Origin of the sequence: Yeosuana marina, assembly GCF_011762485.1 — a bacterium.
Lineage (GTDB): Bacteria > Bacteroidota > Bacteroidia > Flavobacteriales > Flavobacteriaceae > Yeosuana > Yeosuana marina.
This window is the reverse complement of sequence record NZ_JAAKGI010000037.1, coordinates 52634-71428: the sequence shown is the minus strand read 5'-3', so window position 1 is coordinate 71428 and position 18795 is coordinate 52634. Positions and strand designations below refer to the sequence as shown.

At 32.7% G+C, this 18795-nt stretch carries 22 protein-coding genes; 4 read left to right on the top strand and 18 right to left on the bottom strand.

The window, feature by feature from the left end; genetic code table 11:
- Positions 1–8: 8 nt before the first annotated feature.
- From G5V56_RS16020 to G5V56_RS16000, 5 genes are read right to left on the bottom strand one after another with little or no spacing between them, the layout of a single operon-like run.
- Positions 9–1229 carry a M24 family metallopeptidase gene (locus tag G5V56_RS16020; RefSeq protein ID WP_166966949.1) on the bottom strand — a complete coding sequence of 407 codons (1221 nt, stop codon included), beginning with the start codon at positions 1227–1229 and terminating at the stop codon, positions 9–11.
- Positions 1230–1242: 13 nt separating this feature from the next.
- On the bottom strand, positions 1243–2490 hold the full coding sequence (locus G5V56_RS16015) for an NAD(P)/FAD-dependent oxidoreductase (RefSeq protein ID WP_166966947.1): 1248 nt from the start codon (positions 2488–2490) through the stop codon (positions 1243–1245).
- Between the two features lies 1 nt (position 2491).
- Positions 2492–3502, bottom strand: a complete 1011-nt coding sequence (locus G5V56_RS16010) for a 4-hydroxyproline epimerase (RefSeq protein WP_166966945.1) — start codon at positions 3500–3502, stop codon at positions 2492–2494.
- Positions 3503–3505: 3 nt separating this feature from the next.
- Positions 3506–5086, bottom strand: a complete 1581-nt coding sequence (locus tag G5V56_RS16005) for an aldehyde dehydrogenase (NADP(+)) (RefSeq protein WP_166966944.1) — start codon at positions 5084–5086, stop codon at positions 3506–3508.
- A 1-nt stretch (position 5087) separates the two neighbouring features.
- On the bottom strand, positions 5088–6005 hold the full coding sequence (locus G5V56_RS16000; protein WP_166966942.1) for a dihydrodipicolinate synthase family protein: 918 nt from the start codon (positions 6003–6005) through the stop codon (positions 5088–5090).
- A gap of 121 nt (positions 6006–6126) precedes the next feature.
- Here G5V56_RS16000 and G5V56_RS15995 point away from each other — a divergent pair, with 121 nt between their 5' ends.
- Together G5V56_RS15995 and G5V56_RS15990 are read left to right on the top strand one after the other, a co-directional pair.
- Positions 6127–6972: an AraC family transcriptional regulator gene (locus G5V56_RS15995; protein ID WP_166966940.1), complete on the top strand. Its 846-nt coding sequence runs from the start codon at positions 6127–6129 to the stop codon at positions 6970–6972.
- Between the two features lies 1 nt (position 6973).
- A complete protein-coding gene (locus G5V56_RS15990; protein ID WP_166966938.1) occupies positions 6974–7123 on the top strand; it encodes a hypothetical protein in 150 nt (49 codons plus the stop codon).
- Here G5V56_RS15990 and G5V56_RS15985 read toward each other — a convergent pair whose 3' ends face one another.
- From G5V56_RS15985 to G5V56_RS15940, 10 genes are all read right to left on the bottom strand, one after another.
- Positions 7124–7702, bottom strand: a complete 579-nt coding sequence (locus G5V56_RS15985; protein WP_166966936.1) for a PhnA domain-containing protein — start codon at positions 7700–7702, stop codon at positions 7124–7126.
- A 118-nt stretch (positions 7703–7820) separates the two neighbouring features.
- The gene (locus G5V56_RS15980; protein ID WP_166966934.1) at positions 7821–8648 is read right to left on the bottom strand and encodes a hypothetical protein; all 828 of its coding nucleotides are present in this window, start codon (positions 8646–8648) and stop codon (positions 7821–7823) included.
- A 162-nt stretch (positions 8649–8810) separates the two neighbouring features.
- Positions 8811–9173: an MmcQ/YjbR family DNA-binding protein gene (locus G5V56_RS15975; protein ID WP_166966932.1), complete on the bottom strand. Its 363-nt coding sequence runs from the start codon at positions 9171–9173 to the stop codon at positions 8811–8813.
- On the bottom strand, positions 9170–9571 hold the full coding sequence (locus tag G5V56_RS15970) for a GNAT family N-acetyltransferase (protein WP_166966930.1): 402 nt from the start codon (positions 9569–9571) through the stop codon (positions 9170–9172). The genes G5V56_RS15975 and G5V56_RS15970 overlap by 4 nt, the downstream gene beginning before the upstream one ends.
- The gene (locus tag G5V56_RS15965; protein ID WP_166966929.1) at positions 9568–9921 is read right to left on the bottom strand and encodes a DUF4260 domain-containing protein; all 354 of its coding nucleotides are present in this window, start codon (positions 9919–9921) and stop codon (positions 9568–9570) included. The genes G5V56_RS15970 and G5V56_RS15965 overlap by 4 nt, the downstream gene beginning before the upstream one ends.
- Complete coding sequence (locus tag G5V56_RS15960; RefSeq protein ID WP_166966926.1) at positions 9921–10670, bottom strand: cyclase family protein; 750 nt, start codon at positions 10668–10670, stop codon at positions 9921–9923. The genes G5V56_RS15965 and G5V56_RS15960 overlap by 1 nt, the downstream gene beginning before the upstream one ends.
- A 26-nt stretch (positions 10671–10696) precedes the next feature.
- Positions 10697–10993 (bottom strand): GIY-YIG nuclease family protein, encoded by a 297-nt coding sequence (locus tag G5V56_RS15955; RefSeq protein ID WP_166966924.1) that lies wholly within the window; start codon positions 10991–10993, stop codon positions 10697–10699.
- A 24-nt stretch (positions 10994–11017) separates the two neighbouring features.
- A complete protein-coding gene (gene hemW, locus G5V56_RS15950) occupies positions 11018–12163 on the bottom strand; it encodes a radical SAM family heme chaperone HemW (RefSeq protein WP_166966922.1) in 1146 nt (381 codons plus the stop codon).
- Complete coding sequence (gene ruvC, locus G5V56_RS15945; protein ID WP_166966920.1) at positions 12163–12717, bottom strand: crossover junction endodeoxyribonuclease RuvC; 555 nt, start codon at positions 12715–12717, stop codon at positions 12163–12165. The genes hemW and ruvC overlap by 1 nt, the downstream gene beginning before the upstream one ends.
- Positions 12717–13358, bottom strand: coding sequence for a cell envelope biogenesis protein OmpA (locus G5V56_RS15940; protein WP_166966918.1), 642 nt, complete (start codon positions 13356–13358; stop codon positions 12717–12719). Before G5V56_RS15940 ends, ruvC begins: the two co-directional genes overlap by 1 nt.
- A 27-nt stretch (positions 13359–13385) precedes the next feature.
- On the opposite strand from G5V56_RS15940, the gene G5V56_RS15935 reads away from it, so the two are divergent.
- Both G5V56_RS15935 and G5V56_RS15930 read left to right on the top strand, forming a co-directional pair.
- Complete coding sequence (locus G5V56_RS15935; protein WP_166966916.1) at positions 13386–14354, top strand: lysylphosphatidylglycerol synthase domain-containing protein; 969 nt, start codon at positions 13386–13388, stop codon at positions 14352–14354.
- A 2-nt stretch (positions 14355–14356) separates the two neighbouring features.
- A complete protein-coding gene (locus G5V56_RS15930) occupies positions 14357–15481 on the top strand; it encodes a glycosyltransferase (RefSeq protein WP_166966914.1) in 1125 nt (374 codons plus the stop codon).
- Between the two features lies 1 nt (position 15482).
- On the opposite strand, the gene G5V56_RS15925 is transcribed toward G5V56_RS15930, so the two are convergent.
- The 3 genes from G5V56_RS15925 to G5V56_RS15915 form a co-directional block, all read right to left on the bottom strand.
- Entirely contained in the window at positions 15483–15959 is a 477-nt protein-coding gene (locus G5V56_RS15925; RefSeq protein ID WP_166966912.1) for a hypothetical protein, read from the bottom strand.
- An 80-nt stretch (positions 15960–16039) separates the two neighbouring features.
- The gene (locus G5V56_RS15920; protein ID WP_166966910.1) at positions 16040–17185 is read right to left on the bottom strand and encodes a tetratricopeptide repeat protein; all 1146 of its coding nucleotides are present in this window, start codon (positions 17183–17185) and stop codon (positions 16040–16042) included.
- Entirely contained in the window at positions 17182–18786 is a 1605-nt protein-coding gene (locus tag G5V56_RS15915) for a M56 family metallopeptidase (protein WP_240911358.1), read from the bottom strand. Before G5V56_RS15915 ends, G5V56_RS15920 begins: the two co-directional genes overlap by 4 nt.
- Positions 18787–18795 lie beyond the last annotated feature (9 nt).

The following is an 18795-nucleotide window of genomic DNA, read 5'->3' as shown; positions in this document are numbered from 1 at the left end:
GTCTACATCTATTTTGAAAAACCAAAAGGATCTTCAATAGAATATGCTGGCTCGGTAAACCATTTAGGTCCTTCTTCGGTCATGAAAATATGGTCTTCCAATCGAACCCCAAATTTATTGGGTACACAAATCATAGGTTCAATACTAAAACACATACCTGGTTTTAAAACAGTTTTATTACCTCTAACAATGTATGGATACTCATGAATATCCAATCCAATACCATGCCCGGTACGATGTGGTAATCCTGGCAGTTTATAATCAGGCCCCAATCCATGTTTTTCAAGAACAACTCGGGTAGCATCATCAATCGACGAACAAGTATTTCCTATTTGAGAAGCCTTAAAAGCTGCTTGTTGGGCTTCTTTTTCTATATTCCAGATCTTAAGTTGCAAATCATTTGCTTCACCAAAAACATAGGTCCGGGTAATATCTGAAATATAATCGTGTAATACGCAGCCTGTATCAACAATAACCATATCGTTCAGTTTCAAATTTCCTGGTGTTTTGACACCATGAGGAAACGCGGTATCAACGCCAAATAACACAATACAAAAATACGATCCTGTAGCAATACCATAGCGTTTATGAGCTTCATGAATAAAATCGACCACTTCTTTTACGGTAATATCTTTCCTTAAAATTTTAGCAGTTGCCTTTTGAACTTCTAAAGTAATGTACATAGCATGCTTAATAATAGCAATTTCTGCTTCAGATTTCACCATTCTACAAGTCGCTATAATCGATTTGGCATTTACTAATTTAATGGCCTGAGAAACTTTCAAAATACCATCAGTTATAAAAAAAGGTGTTGACTCATCAATTAAAAGATCTCCTGAATAAATCTCATTTTCGTCAAGAATTTTAATGAGTAATTCACATGGATTCTCGTTTTCTTCCCAACAACGCACCTCGCCTTTAATAGTCATAAAGTCTAAAACCGTTCTACGTTCAAATTCTGGAGCTATATAACGTACGTTACCATTGGCAAATAACAACGCACCAACCATACGCTCACTAGGGTGCCATCTTGTTCCTGTAAAATAGAACAAATTAGAACCTGCATGCAAATACATTACTTGCGCACCTTCACTTTTCATTAACCTACACGCTTTAGCAATACGGTCTTGGTATTCTGCCTTTTCTATGGGCTTTACCAAATGCGCTATAGGTTTTATAGCATTTAACTCTGCTTCAATTGTTGATCCTCCAATTCCATATGCACTCATAAATCTTTTTTTTTTAAAAGCTTCTATCTGGACTTAAAACTCCTGTATTTAAACTTGTTTTCTTATCTGATATAATTTCAGAAACCAACTTACCAGTAGCTGGTCCCATACTCCAACCCATCATAGCATGGCCTGTAGCGATGGTAAGATTATCACATTTAGATGATTTACCAATATATGGCAATCCATCTGGAGACAAAGGTCGCAATCCATAATTCGCCTCACTTTTCTCTTCTGAACTTAATACAACACCTGGATAATATCGTGTTACCGCATCAGAAATTGCTTCGACTCGTTCTTTTCTTATGTGATTATTAATCCCTGCAATTTCCATTGTTCCTGCAAATCTTGTAAAGCCATGCATAGGCGTTACAGCTGTTTTTGCTTCAGCTAAAATAGCTGGTATAGTAATGTTTGTATATTGACTGGAATTGATACGATATCCTTTCCCTGCCTGAAGTAATAATTTCAATCCAATTTTTTTGCTTAATATGGAGGTCCAAGAACCTGCTGCTAAAACAAACTCATCTGCTTTTAAGGTTTGCTTATTCGTTTTTATAGTTTTAATCGTTTTGTTTTTAATCTCTAAATCGGCAACAATTTCATTGGTATAAAAAACAACTCCATTATTTTTTAAATAAGCTTTCATGGTTTCCATAAATTCGCTGGGAGTAGAATGCCAATCGCATTTAAAATAGGTCGCACCTAAAACATTCATTTCAACATTAGGCTCTAATGCCTTAATCTCATCGTTATTTAATTCTACAACATCCAATCCATTTTCCTTTGCTATGTTAGCTAACTTTATCTCTTCGTCTAACATATGCTCAGTCTGACAAAGCATCAATAAGCCTTTCTTTTCGTAATGAGAGGTAAAGTTTTCTGTTTTATGAATATCGTCATACAACTCTTGACTCATAACAGCAATATCCTTTATAATTGGAATTGATTTTTGAACATGACTAGCATTACACGATTTATTAAAGGCCCAAGTCCATTTTAAAAAATCTAAATCTAATCTTGGCTTGATGTACAACGGACTTGATGAATTAAACATCCATTTTAGTCCCTTTTTCATAACACCAGGAGCCGATAATGGAATTATATGACTGGGTGATAGATACCCGGCATTAACGTACGACGCACCGCTATCCATATTAGATTGATCTATAACCGTTACTTGATGCCCCTCTTTTTGAAGGTAATAAGCAGAACTTAATCCTATAATACCTCCACCAATAATAATTACGTTTTTACTCATATTAAATGACTTGAAAACCATGCGCATAAGGATCATCTTCATCATCAATAGTGATGGTATTGTGTCCATAAATTTTTGCCCACCCCTTAATGCTTGGAATAATTGCTAACTCTCCATGTAATGTGGTCTCTTTCTCTACTCTACCTATAAATTTACTACCAATAAAGCTTTCATGTATAAAATCCTCTCCTATTTTCAATTTTCCTTTGGCATACAATTGTGCCAATCGAGCTGATGTTCCTGTGCCGCAAGGACTTCTATCAATAGCTTTATCACCATAAAACACGGCATTTCTGCCTGATGATGTTGGATCTATGGGAGTTCCTGTCCAAAGCATATGCGATACATCTCTAATGGTTTTGTCTTCTGGATGTATGAATAGATCAGGATATTTTTCATTAATACGTTGTCGAACCACTTGCGAATATTGAATAATTTGTGATGCCGAAAAAGCCTGAACTCCTAAAAAATTTTCTTGAGGATCTACAATGGCATAAAAATTTCCGCCGTAGGCAACATCAAAAGTAATCGCTCCCAATTCAGGGCAATCAATAGTTAATCCTTCAGCAGCCAAGTAACTTTTTACATTGGTAAGTTTTACCCATTCAACTTTACCTCCTACTTGTTGATATTCTATTTCAACCAATCCAGCTGGTGCTTCCATCCTAATTTTCCCAGGAATCTTTGGGGTTATTAAGCCCTCTTCAATAGCAATAGTAATAGTTCCTATAGTTCCATGACCACACATTGGTAAGCACCCCGAAGTTTCGATAAACAAAATAGCAAAATCATTATCAGGACTTGCGGGAGGAAATAACATACTTCCACTCATCATATCATGCCCCCTGGGTTCGAACATCAAACCTTTTCTTATCCAGTCGAACTCCTTTAAAAAATGTTGCCGCTTCTCGCTGATATTGTTCCCAATTAAATTAGGAATACCCTCTTTAATAACCCTCACCGGATTACCACAGGTATGGGCATCAATACAGATAAAAGTGTTTTTAGCCATTCACTAAATTTTATCTTTAGTTGATTTATTATTTACAAATCGTGAAATTCCTAAAGGATTTTCATTTTTCAATTCATCTGGCAACAAGTTATCTGGCCAATCTTGATAACTAAAAGGTCGTACCCAACGTTTTATAGAATTAACTCCTACTGCTGTAAAACGGCTATCTGTGGACGCAGGATAAGGGCCTCCATGAACCATTGACGGACAAACCTCAACACCAGTTGGAACGCCATTAAAAATGAGTCGCCCTACTCTATTTTGTAATTCTGAAATAACACGTGAATAATCTTGAGCTTCATCATCCGAAATTAAAGTTGCTGTTAATTGCCCTTCTAACTTAGAAATAATAGCTTCTAATTGCTTCACATCGTCGCATTGAATCACCATAGAAAATGGACCAAAAACCTCTTGATGTAACTGAGTATTTTCTAAAAATGTTTTGCCTTCAACTGTTGTGATTATCTGTCTGGCATAATTAGTTTGAACATCATTATTATAATCACCAACGACATGTAATCCTTCTTGAGAAACCATATTAGCCTTTTTCTTTTCATAAGCGCCAATAATGTTTGGATGTAACATGCAAGACGGTTCAATCTTCACAATTTCATTGGCTAGTGTAGAGATAAAAGAAGTTAAGCCTTCACTTTTAATAGCTAACAATAAGCCTGGATTGGTACAAAACTGACCAGTTCCTAAGGTAATAGAACCCGCATAAGTTTTAGCTAAGGTGTCTCCTCTATTTTCTATTGCATTTGGTAATATTACTACCGGATTGACACTTCCCATTTCTGCAAACACAGGAATAGGTTCTTCGCGTTGTGCCGCCAAATTATATAAAGCGCGACCACCATTTATACTTCCTGTAAAACCTACGGCTTTAACTGCTGGATGTTTTACTAACTGAGTTCCTACCTCAATACCACTACTATTCAAATTTGAAAACACTCCGTTTGGCATGCCCGTTTTTTCAGCTGCTTTAATAATGGCCGAAGCTACTAGTTCTCCAGTACCAGCGTGCATAGGATGAGACTTTACAATCACAGGGCAACCTGCTGCTAATGCTGCGGCTGTATCTCCGCCTGCTGTTGAATATGCCAAAGGAAAGTTACTTGCCCCAAATACTACTACTGGTCCGATTGGAATTAATAGTTTTCGTAAATCTGGCTTTGGCAAAGGCTCTCTGTTTGGTTGTGCTGTATCAATAGACGCTTCAACCCAAGAACCTTCTTGAACCAATTCTGCAAATGACCGTAATTGAAAAACCGTTCGTCCACGCTCACCTTTGGCTCTACCTTCAGGCAAGCCAGACTCTAAACAATAGGTTTTAATAAGTTCATCGTCTAAAGCCAAAATTTCGTCTGCAATGGCATTTAAAAACTTTGCTTTTTTTTCTCCTGAAATACTTCTATATGTTTTAAAGGCTTTAGATGCCAACTGAACAGCATCGTCAATTTCTTGAGATGTTGCTTCAGTAAACACTGTTTCATTTTCAATATTTAATTGAGGGTTGAATGTTTTATAGGTTTTACTTCCTTGTGCTGATTGTTGATTCCCTATGTGGTTTTTTCCAAATATCATATTATATGTTTTTATAGTCTGGCAACGTTGGTCTCGTCTTTAAAGCATCTTCAATAATTTTGATAATAGTTTTTCGTTCATCTCCTTCCAATACTAATCTCGGTGCCCTCACATATTCAGAACCTATTCCGGTAAACACCGAAGCGAGTTTGATGTATTGAACTAATTTAGGGTTTATATCTAACTCTAGCAACGGCATAAACCATCGATAAATTTCTAAAGCCTCTTGTATTCTTCCTGCTTTTTGAAGCTCATAAATAGCAACTGTTTCTGCGGGAAATGCATCTACCAAACCTGCTACCCAACCGTCAGCGCCTATGAGTAAACTTTCTAAAGCCAGAGTATCAACACCTGTCATAATAGCAAGCCGATCTCCAAATTTATTTTTAATTCTGGTAATATTAGTGGTATCTCGTGTTGATTCTTTCACGGCTTGTACGTTTGGACAATCGTCTAACAAAGCTGCAAACATCTCTAAAGTGACTTCAATTTTATAATCAACAGGGTTATTATAAATCATGATAGGCAAAGACGTGCTGTTTGCTACTGCCTTAAAATACTCAACCACCTCAGCATCACTCGCACTATAACGCATAGGCGGCAACATCATAAGACCTTCTGCACCATCCTCTTGAGCTGTTTTAGCCAAGTTTATAGCAGCCTTTGTTGTTTGCTCAGCAATATTCATAAGCACAGGCACCTTGCCATTTACAAACTTTACAGTTTCTCTAGTTAAAATACGTCGTTCATCGTCGCTTAAAGTACTTGCTTCACCAAGCGTTCCTCCTAAAACAAGACCATGAACACCTGCATTTAATTGTGCTTGTATATTCACTTTAAATAATTCTAAATCCAATTCATCACTAGCTGTGAACTGTGTTGTTACTGCTGGCATGACGCCTTTCCATATTATGCTCATATTTTTAATTTTTTTCAAGTTAAAATTACTAATAACGACCAATTATTCACTATAACTTTTTATCCTGTTTTAATACTATATTATCCATTATTTAATTATTTTATATAAATTTGAATAATATATGAAAATACTTCCTTTTAAGATTCCAAAACCATTGCGAGATGCGCTTGTTTATCAAGTAGATTTAGATACTGTTTTTTATGATAAATTACATCAGCATGAAGAAATTCAACTTAGCTTAATTGTTGAAGGCGAAGGCACTTTGATTGTTGGCGATAAGGTTAATCATTACGAAAGTGAAGATATTATTGTTTTTGGAAGTAACCTGCCTCATGTATTTAAAAGTAATCCTAGCAAATCCAAAAAGTCTCATATGATAACGCTTTTTTTTGCCAAGGATTCTTTTGGATCTGATTTTTTTAAGCTAGAAGAACTTAGAGAACTCTCTCCCTTTTTTAAAAGAGCATCCCGTGGTTTTAAAGTAAGCTCATCAAAAAAACAAATGATTGCTCTTTTTTATCAACTAGAAAAAGCGTCTAAATTATCACGCTTTTTGATTTTATTAGAACTACTAAAAAAAGCATCACAGAGTAATTATAAAAGTTTATCGTCTTTTGTTTATGAAAAAAAATATTCTGAAATAGAAGGAAAACGAATGCAAGATATTTTTGATTATACCATGACGCATTTTCATAAAGATATTTCTCTTGAAACTATTTCGGACGTTGCTACGATGACAAAAAATGCGTTCTGCAAATATTTTAAAAAACGCACCAACAAAACGTATTTTAGATTTTTAAATGAATTACGTATTGAACATGCCACTAAACTATTAACAGACGAAACAGATTTAGCTATTGCTGATATTGCCTATAAGTCGGGGTTTAAAAATATTTCTAACTTTAATAGGCAGTTTAAAATTTTAAAAAATATATCGCCTAATCAATACCGAAAAAACAATCTTTAAAATGAAACCAAAATACCTTTATCTTATTTTAGGAATAGCACTTTTGATTACTTTGTTTGGTCTTATTACTGGAAAGTTTTTCTTTCTGTTTTTAATTTTGCCTTTTGGATTTGGACTTTTTAAAAAGAACAAAGATGATGACACTAACTAATTAGGTCTTCTTTACATACTTTGTAATAATCACTATTTGTTGTCCATCAACTTTACCTTCAATATACTCAGCATTTTCAGGATCTAAACGAATATTTCTAACCGCAGTGCCTTGTTTGGCAACCATACTAGAGCCTTTAACTTTTAAATCTTTTACCAAAACGACCGAATCTCCTACTTCTAAAATAACACCATTAACATCTCTGTGAATAATTTTATTGGATTCGTCTTCATGCTCGCCTGTTGCTCTTGCTAATGCCAGAGCCTCATCGTCAAGATACATCATATCCAACAAATCTTTTGGCCAGCCTTCATTACGTAATCGTTGAAGCATTCTCCAAGCCATAATCTGCACAGCCACAAACTCACTCCACATACTATCGTTTAAACAACGCCAATGGTTTGCATCCATATCTACATTACCTTCAATTTGATTTAAACACTTAGAACAAACCAGCAGACTATTATCTACACTTTCGTTTAATGATGGTGGAATGGTATATTGTTTTAAATCTTCGGTTGAAGTACAAAGTTCGCAAGTGGTATTGCTTCTTTCTTGTAATGTATTAAGTATGCTCATTTTTAAATTTTAGTTTTGCAATATTACACTTTAATACGAGTTTGTACAAGAAAGATTTATATATACTAGTAAATAAAAAAGGCGCCTAATTGGCGCCTTTTTATGAGGTTCTATTTAATTATTTAGAAAGTGCTGCAATATACTTGTAAACTGCATCTCCATGAACGCCTGTAAAATATTTGCCCAGCTTCTCTCCTCTAGCTTTTCTTGTTGCTTCATCTGGCCATGCTTTTTTAGCAAGATCATCAAGCCCGTCAAACATTTTTTCTAAATCCGCCATAGAATCTAAGAAAAACCCTTCCATCATTTCGGTGCCATCACTACCCCAAGCATGTCTGTTAGGATAATATCCTTTGATTAAGGGATTGTTCTTAACATAGGCATCGAAATTTTCACTCATTAGTTTTCCTATTTCATCATTACTCCCATCCTCAGGATAAGCAAAATGTGTTTTACGAACATAACAAATCATATCTTTGTTATTATCTGCTGGTACTTGTTTTACCCAAGGTAAGGTATAGTAAATTTCATCTGAATGGTCATGAGAATAATATGCTTGTTGCTTTTTTAAAAATGCTTCTCGCGCATCTTTATCTGGCCAAGCTTCTTTTTCTAGCTCACCATCTCTCATACTTGCTTTTTCAATATCTTCCCAAGATCCATAAACTCGCACATAAACCAATTCTGTGTTGTCGGGTGTCATTTGATGCAAATAGAAGGATGAACCCAAAAGATATTCATTCTTTTTTGTAACTTTATCAAGATATTCTTTTTCTACAGATTTCCAAGTATCCATATCAAAATCTTCATAATCCATATTCCAATGCATGGTGGTTGCAGTCATGTACTGAGGTCCTTTTTGCTCTTCTTGAGCTAACATTGTTGACGTGCTAAAAAATAAAAGCATTGCTGCCAAAGCAGTAAAAAAACGGTTGGTTGTTTTCATAATTTATTAAAAATTAAAGGTTATAAATTGATTAAAATTAAATACTCTTTTAAGATTTGGGAAAATCTTTGCTACGCTATTAATTCAATTAAAATCAGGAGAATAGATTTCTAAATATACAAAAAAATATGACTTATTTTAATTTGAGCAGTTTTTTTCAAATTATAATAACTGGTCGCGGAGTTTTTTAGGCATGGTTTTAATAACCATGTCATAGCTATGGTCTATAAGTTCTAGTACAAACTTTGGTGATAATTCTCCTTTATAAATTAAAACCGAATTCCAGTTTGCTTTACTCATATGCCAACCGGGTCGAATCGATTCATATCCTGCTCTCAATTCTAGTGCATATTCTGGGTCGCATTTCAAGTTAACCCATCCTTCTCCAGCTTCCCATTTTTCAAGTGGAAACAGTGCAAACATTTTGCCCAATACTTTAAACACTAATGTATCTGCATCAAAAGGAAAATCTTCAGTAACACCTTTCTTTTTTAAACAGTAATCTCGGAGTTGTTCTATGTTCATTTTAACAGACGTTCCATTACCTTTTCTGGATGTTTCAATTCTGAATACCCAAACTTTTTATACAATTTGTGAGCATCTGATGTTTTAAGCATCCAAACTTTGCATGATTTTAGTTTTGGTTCTTCGTTTATGATTTTCATTAATTGTTTTGAATAGCCATTCCCTTGATATTTAGGCAAGATAAACACATCCATAAGATAAGCAAAAACCGTGTAATCTGTTACCACGCGAGCAAATCCAATTTGTTTATCTTCTAAATAAACCCCAAAACACATACAATGCTTAATTGTGTTTTTTACTTCTTCAAGCGTTCTTCCTTTTGCCCAATAGGAAGTGGTTAAAAATTGATGGACAACATCTATTTGAAGCCTGCTTTTATCTGTTGAAATTTCTATCACTTATTCCCTATTTTACCTAAGTGTGTATCATGAAATGATGTACTATATTTTAATCCGTAACCCAATATTCTATCAAAACTGGCATGAGAAAATAAGATAACTCCAATGAGCTCTATAACTTCCATTTTAAAAAGAACACCCAGAACATATAACAGTATTGCAATTCCTTTATGATGAAACAAGTTATATGTTATTGCTCCAAATTTCGGATTTATTAAATATCCTAACATACTAATATCTGGAACAAGAAATAGCACTAAAAACCACCACCAAGCAAAATTTAATTGGTTAAAGGCGAGAACCCCTAAAACAAACATCAATAACTCCTCTAGTTTTAAAGTCGATTTCATTATTCTATAATTTTATATAAAACCGGTTTACTTGGTGACGCATCATTTTCAAAAGGTGCAATTTGTAAATTTAAAAAATAGGTGCCATCAATAACCGTATTAGGCACAAAAATAAACTCCGTAATGGTCGCATCTAGTCTTAATTTTCCTTTGGTATTCCAAAAGATATGATGCGCTAATAATTCTCCGTCATCTTTTTCTTTATCAACACTAGGCAAATCTATGAGCAAATGTTTAATGTCTTTTTTTCTTAAATATTCGGCAGCATCTTCTAATAAATAAGGCGGGTTAGTGTGTGAATATTGTTTTGTTAATTTATCTTTTGTATTGGGAATAGTTCGGATTACAACAGCATCTCTTTTTTTATTTCCAATAGCGTATTGAATTTGCTTCTTTGAAATGACAAAATCACCATTAAGATTCTCTGGAGCTACGGTAATCACTTCAGCTAAAAAGAAAAACTGTTTTAGATTCTGATTAATAGAGTGCACCTCTTTTGTAATATGACCAGCACATTCGGTATGCGTACCATGACCGTGAGGGTTAAAATATATATTATTAAAATTTATACTCGCGCCTTCTAACACGCTAGCTACCCACTCACCATCTTTAACAGGTTCAATTTTAGGTTCTTCAATATACCAAGCGTTAACATTACTTTTTGATGCTCTTAGTGGAATTGAAATATCAATAGGTTTTGATAAGTCTATTTTAAGTTTTTTTGAATTGTATTGAATAGTTGCTAGCATTTATGCTGAATTTATTTCAGTATCTTTTACATAAGATCCTTTAATTCCAAATATAAGTTTTTTAATTCTTGATTTTGTGATTTAACCAAATTCCATTTCCATACACTCTTCCAATTTTTAATCTGCTTTTCTCTTACAAAAGCTTCTTGATAATTATTAAATCTTTCAAAGTACAGTAACTCATTAACATTATATCTTTTGGTAAATTTACTGGCTTTACCTTCAATATGTAATTCCATTCTGCTTTTTAAATTTCCTGTAGCCCCAACATACAATACTGTTCTGTTCTTGTTTGATAATATGTATGTATAACCTTCTTTCAAATAAAAATTAATAAGATGCTGAAACTAGTTCAGCATAAATAAGTCTGAGGCAATACCATCACTTAAAAATTTTCCTTTTTTTGTGACTAGTAATGTGCCTTTATTAATATACAATAAATCATTGTTTAAAAAATTATTTGCTTGTTCTAATAAATACTTTTTATGGTCTTTTCCAAAATCTTGCTCAACTTTTTCTAAAGAAACTCCCCAAATAGTACGTAAACCAGTCATTATATATTCGTTATACTTATCCGTTAATGATAATGTTTCTATCTCCGTTGGCAACGTATTTTCTTGTAAAGATTTAATATATTTTGAATTGTTTCTAACATTCCAACTACGCTGATTTCCATTAAATGAATGTGCTGAAGGACCTATACCTAAATAGGGTTTCCCTTGCCAATAAGCAGAATTATTTTTACTAAAATAGTCTGGTTTACCAAAGTTTGATAATTCGTAATGTATAAATCCTGAAGATTCTAACTTTTCTATTAATAAATGAAATTGCTCCTGTGCCTGTTCATCATCAACATTTTTAATAATGCCTTTTTTTATAAATGAATCCAAGGCCGTTTTAGGCTCAACTGTTAAGGCATAACTCGAAATATGTGGAATATTAAAAGACAAGGCAGTTTCTATATTTTGTAACCAATGCTCATTGGTTAATCCTGGAATGCCATAAATTAAATCTAAAGAAATATTATCAAAGTATTTAGTTGCTTCTTGCAAACATACTTTAGCTTCCTCAGCATTATGAGCACGATTCATGAGTTTTAAATCTTGTTCAAAAAAGGACTGAATTCCTATACTCAATCTATTGATTCCAATCGATTTATAATCTTCAAAAATGGTTCTTGACTGAGTTCGAACTAATACTAAATCATCTGGATTGGCTTCTAAGGTAATTTCAGGATTTTCGGTTACTGAATAGGTTGTATAAATGGTTTGAATAATCAATGCTAATTCATCAATTGTCAACAACGATGGGGTTCCGCCTCCAAAATAGATGGTTTCAACCAGTTCGTTTTTAAATTCGTCGGTTCGTAATTCTAATTCTCTAATTAACGCATCAACTAGCTCCACTTTCTTTTTTAAAGACGTTGAAAAATGAAAATCACAATAATGACATGCTTGCTTGCAAAATGGGATATGAATGTAGATTCCTGACATTACTTTTTAACTCTGCTTTCATTCTGCTTCACGAACGCACTCCAACCCGTATAACTTTTTCCTGAAACAACTTTTCCAGAATTATAGAAATGGCAAACAGCAGCTGCCAACCCATCAGTTGCATCTAGATTTTTTGGCAAGGTTTTTAAAGCCAACAAACTCTGAAGCATTTTTGCAACTTGCTCTTTGCTGGCATTTCCATTACCTGTAATAGCCATTTTAATCTTTTTAGGAGAATACTCTGTAATTGGAATTTCTCTACTCAAACCCGCAGCCATAGCAACTCCTTGCGCTCTTCCAAGTTTTAACATACTTTGCACATTCTTCCCGAAAAACGGTGCTTCAATAGCAATTTCATCTGGATGATGTGTATCAATAAGTTCAATAGTTCGTTCAAAAATAAGTTTCAGCTTTAAATAATGGTCGTCATACTTTTTTAAATCGAGTTCATTAAGTTGTACAAAAGTCATTGTTTTCCCTGTTACTTTTATGAGTCCGAAACCCATAATGGTTGTTCCTGGATCAATGCCTAGTATAATTCTTTCTTTACTCATTAATTACAATATTTACACCCATTGAGAGATATTGAAATACCAAATGCAGCATACATTAAATCACCATTAAACGAAAACCCATCAACGGCAACTTCATACTTGTTTTTTCCTGCAAAGGAATAGACATAGCCCAAATCGCCATAAACAGATAAATTTCTAGAAAGTCCATAATGAATTTCTAAACCGGCTAATGCATTAAGGTACGTATATTTATTTTCGCTAAAATTACCCAAAGGTTGTGTAAAACTTATTCCTGGCCCTGCGTGAGCAACAATAGCTATTCGGTTTGGCAAAGAGTGAAGCATCGATCTAAGGTTATAAACTATTTGCGCATTTACACGAGTATAATTAAGTTTAAATTCTAGAGAAGAATTGGAGTTAGAAGACCTATTAAAGCCAATATCTAATTTGGCACCAATAGCATCTGAAAACATATGTTGCAGTCCTAAATTAACCGTTGGAAAGTTTAAATATTTACTAGAATAGCCAATATTCTCTCCTGAATCAATGGGGTTATTAACACCCAATGCTAGCTGAAATGTCCATTTTTCTGAATCTGTTTGGGAAAAACTTAGTGTGGTCATTAAAACTGCTAATATCAATACCAGTTTTACATTTTGTATTTTAAAATTTGAGGTCATAAGATAATAATCGTTTAATTTGCGACTATGGCCAGTAGGTTAACTTACAAATCTAAACAATTATTTTTTGTGCTTATTAAAATAAGCCTTGTAGTTGCTGCTTTTTATTTTATTTACAAAAAATTGACAAAAAATAGTGATTTAAATTTTTATGATTTTCTTCTATTTTTAAGTAAAAACAATTCTTTTTCGCTAAAAAAAATAACTTTTTTAATTATTTTAAGCATTTTAAACTGGTTTTTTGAAATTTTAAAATGGCAAGAATTAGTGTCGTTTATCCAAAAAATAAGTTTTAAAAGAGCTCTTGAACAATCTTTAGGATCTTTAACAGCGTCATTATTTACACCTAATAGAATTGGAGAATATGCCGCTAAAGCCATATACTTTAGGCGACCTTTAAGAAAACGTATCCTATTAATTAACTTATTGAGTAATCTTCTTCAAATGGGAATTACTACCATTTTAGGAATTATGGGATTATTGTTTTTCTATCGATCTTACAACATAAACTTATCTATCAATTCGCTTATTATAATAGCATCTGTAAGTGTTTTTACACTTGTATTGATTGTTTTTTTATTTAGAAAAAACAATTTTGGCCTTAAGGGTTTCCCTTTGGGAAAAATAAAGCAATTCATAATTTATTATCCAAGAAACAAACTTGTTTTAGCTACTCTCTTTTCATTATTGAGATATCTTATATTTTCATTTCAGTTTTATTATTTATTAACGCTCTTTGGTATTGACATCAGTTATCTTAATGCTATGATGGTTATTACTAGCATGTATTTATTAGCATCCATTATTCCGTCTATTTTTGTTTTTGATGTCGTTATAAAAGGCAGTATTGTGGTATACTTGTTTTCTTTTCTTGGTGTTGAAGAATTAATAAGTTTAAGTGTAGTAACCCTAATGTGGATTCTTAATTTTGTATTGCCCAGCATTATAGGAAGTTATTATGTCCTTATTTTTAACTTGCCTAAAAACAATAACTAAATATGTTTTTAATTATCATTAGTATCACCTTAATTTACTTGCTATTGATAGTATGTTTTATTTATGGGTTTGAAAAATTAAAACCGTTCAAACTTATAAACCTTCCTGCTAAAACAAACTTTTCTGTTATTATTCCTTTTAGAAATGAAGTTGAAAACTTACCAGATTTATTAGCATCCATTAATTCATTAGAATATCCCAAACACCTTTTTGAAATTATTTTTGTAGATGATTCTTCTGAAGATGATTCAAGCAAATTAATTTTGAAATTTCTCGCTGATTCTCAAATTGACATAAAGGTCATTCAAAACGAAAGACAAACTCATTCACCAAAAAAAGATGCCATAACAACAGCTATAAAACAAGCAAAACATGGGTGGATTATTACTACCGATGCAGATTGTACACTTCCCAAATACTGGTTAGATAGCTTTGACGAATTTATTCAACAAACTGAAGCAACTTGTGTTGCGGCACCAGTTACATATCAATTAACTAATAATTTCTTAAATAGGTTTCAAGTACTTGATATTCTAAGTTTACAAGGTGCAACCATGGGTGGTTTTGGCTTACAAAAACCTTTTTTATGCAACGGAGCTAATTTCGCTTATAAAAAAGAGACTTTTAATACCGTAAACGGCTTTGAAGGCAACTCCAACATCTCTAGTGGAGATGATATTTTTTTACTTGAAAAAATGGTAAAGCACAATTCAAAACAAGTTCAATTTTTAAAATCTGAACAAGCTATAGTTACGACCTCATCGCAAGATTCTTGGCAGCAATTAATCAATCAAAGATTACGCTGGGCTTCAAAAACAAAATCATATAACAACTGGTTTGGCAAAGTTACAGGGCTTATTGTTTTACTAATGAACGCTCTAATTATTGTGAGTATTTTGCTAACCATATTCGGGATTGTATTACCAAAAACTCTGTTTTATATTGTATTTATTAAATTCAATATTGATGTGCTTTTAATTTATAAAACCGCCACCTTTTATGAGCAAAGAGAAGTGTTACGAAGTTTTTTATTCGGATTTATAATCTATCCCTTTTTCTCATGCTATGTTGCGTTTCTTTCTATGTTTAAAACCTTTAAATGGAAAGGACGCTCTTTTAAACAGTAAATTAATTTACGTGAATTATTATGGGCAACTTAAATTCGGTTTTTACTTGTTGCCCTCGTTTTAAGGCTGGAAATATTTTAGGCAACGAATCTAAACTTTGAGCTAATAACTCTTTTATATTAGGTATTTCTTGATTGGTAACGGAATCTACATTCACCTGTAACAAGGATAACACACCGGTGTCAGAAACCTGAAGTTTTAAATTAATAGTGTCATTAATATCTTGTGTTACTACAATAGTGTCTTTTTGCAAAAAACTTGTTATGTGAGCTGTTAAGGTATTTTCAAAGCAGCGTCTTCTTTCTTGTTTCGCAGACGAGGAATCGCATACCGAAAATGAGGGATATTCATCAACATCATTCCAATTAAAGGTTTGCAACTCTTCTTTTAAAATAGCTTCGGAAGATGTTTTTTTCACATTAAAAAACTCGCAAGACGTGAGCATTAAAAGTAATATAAAAACACAAATTTGTTTCATGGATTAAAACTGAAACCGAAAAGTACAATTTTTTTATATTTTTATAACCTAAAAATAATAAAACCAAAGGAACTTACATATTAATCTTCCTTTTCTTCCTCATTAAGAAACTTTTCCTTTTTTATTTCGGCAATGCGACTGTCAATAAATTTGTTCATCTTGCTATTAGGAAACTTTTTCTTGAAATTCTCGTATACATTGATTTTAGAATCATAATCGGCATAATACTGTTCTAAGGTTATCGCTAAATGAAGGTTAGAAAACTCATTTGCAGGATTTTCATTTATGGCCTTTTTAAAAACCTCAATAGCTTCCTTATACTTTTTTTGCTGATTTAACACAGCTCCCAACCTTCTATATTCAGCATCTAAGGGTTGATCCATTAATAACAAGGCTTTAGACATGAAGGTTTCGGCATTTTCAAAATCTCGTAACTCTTCATAATAGGTCCCAATAACGTAAATGGCAGCAGCATTATTTGGGTTGTAATTTAATGCCTGTAACCGTTGTTCTATCGCTTTTTCATAGTCATAGATTTGTGCATAACACAAACTTAGTTTTTCGTGTATAAACTCTGAAGATTCTCCAAGATCTAAAAGCTTTTCAAACCATTTAGCAGCATTTGTATAATCTTGCAACCAATAATAGTTCTGAGCTTTTAAACTTATTAATTCCCTATTATTCTCGTACGATTTTAATCCTCTGTCTATGTAATAAGCTGCCGAGTCGTGCTTTCTTTTTATTAAGTAAAACTTAGCTATTTTAAAAATAGTTTTTTGATGTGTGTTGTCTAATTCAAACGTCTTTATAAATTGTGTTTGTGCTGTAGAATCTTTAAGTTGTTCTAAAACCAAACCTAGCTCATAATGATAGTTGGGGTTTAAAGAATCTATTTCAACAAGTTTACTAAACGCTTCTGAAGCCTTACTTAGATTTTTAGTAGAAGATAACAGTTTTGTGTAATCATACTTTAAAAGTAAGTTTTCGGGATCTGTTTTAATTGCCTTTTCAAAATTCAACAAAGCATTATCATAATTTCCTAAGGCAATATAGGCTTTCGCGAGTTTATTATAAACAGCTTCTTTCGGGCTGCACATGTTATACTGCTCTATCGCTTTTGCATAATTACCATGAGTGAATAAGCTATCTGCAATATTTAAAACCGAAGTTTGTGCTTCGGTTTTAAATGCTATAAACATTAAACATATAAGTAATACTCTAATCATTCCTTTTTTTCTAAAGGGACATCATCTTGTACTTGAAAAATGATTGGCAAAGAATAGGGCACAACAACTTTCTTTCCATTATTTACTCCAGGTTTCATATGTGGAAGTGATTTAATGACTCTTATAGCTTCTGCCTCCAAAGCCGGATGTGGTGCTCTTGAACGCACACCTACAATATCCCCTTCTTTATTAATTTTAAAAATAACATTGATACGTTGTCTTCCTGTTAAGCCATTTTCTGTACCTATTTTGGTATTAAAATTTCTGTTTACAAAGTCAGAAATCTTTTCCGACATGCATTTTTTTCGTTCTTCGCTGGAGGTTAATGTTTCACAACCAGGAAAAATTGGGACCTCGTCTACAACTGCAAAAGGAACTTCTAAAGCATTTTTATATTCTTCTTTTAATTTTTCAATATCCTTTTTTTGCATTTTAGGCTGCTTAATTTCAGGTAAGTTTTTAAAATTTACATACATTTTTAATGATGTACCATCTGGTCTACCTCCAACAACTTCTTCATAACCTTCAGGGAGTTTTTCATTACTCGAGTGCACACTATAAACAACCTCTGCATTTTTAGAATCATAATTCATCCATCTGACATAAGTTCGATTTGCATCTAAGAAATTATCTTGCCTTTTTTTCGCCAAAATTGTTTCATCATTTAGTTTAGCTCCAGATTTTAAAACTGCATCTTTAATACTGTAACTGTATTGACTTAAATCTAAATTTCCATTTTGATTTAGAGCTTTGTCTTGTACTGAACAAGACGTATAAACCAACATCCCAATTACCATAGGAATTAAAAGGGCATACTTTAATAATCTGATTTGCTTTGATTTTGATTTTTGTAACATAACGATTCGTTTTTTGATTAATGATTGTTTAAAAAATGGATTGATGAATGAAATATGTTTGGTTTCGAAAACTTGAGATAATAAATTTTGATAGTACTCTGATTTATTTTGTTGTTTTATGGCATTAGAATCAGCAATAAACTCATGAAGTGCCATTATTTTATTTTGATAGATATATACCAACGGATTAAACCAAAACACGATACGTAACACTTCAAAAAACAATAAATCAAGCGTATGATTTTGCTTTACATGAACTATTTCATGAGATAAAATGGACTCTTTTTCTTTTTCGTTTAAATGTTCTCCTAAAAAAATATAATTAAAAAATGAAAAAGCTTTTGTACTTTTTAATAACTGAACAAGTTTTAGTTTCCCAACCTTAGTTTTTGGGTTTTTATATATTAAGATTAAAATATTAGTAAGCTTAAATAAAAATAATCCCAACGCTAAGATTACTCCTAAATAGAATAGTAGTTCCCATAAAGGCAAACTACTTTCAACTAATACACTCGGTATTTCTGTAGCGCTACTATTAACTACTTTTTCTTGTCCTAAAACAACTTCAGGAAGTGTAATAATAAAATTTTGTGGTACCGCATTTTTAAATCTTTCAATTTGAATAAAAGGCAACACAAAAGATAATGCTGTGGTTCCTAAAAGATATGCTCTATTCCAATTAAAAAACGTTTCATTTTTAAGGAATAGGTCATACACTATTATAAAAAATAGTTGGAACGCCATAGTTTGTAT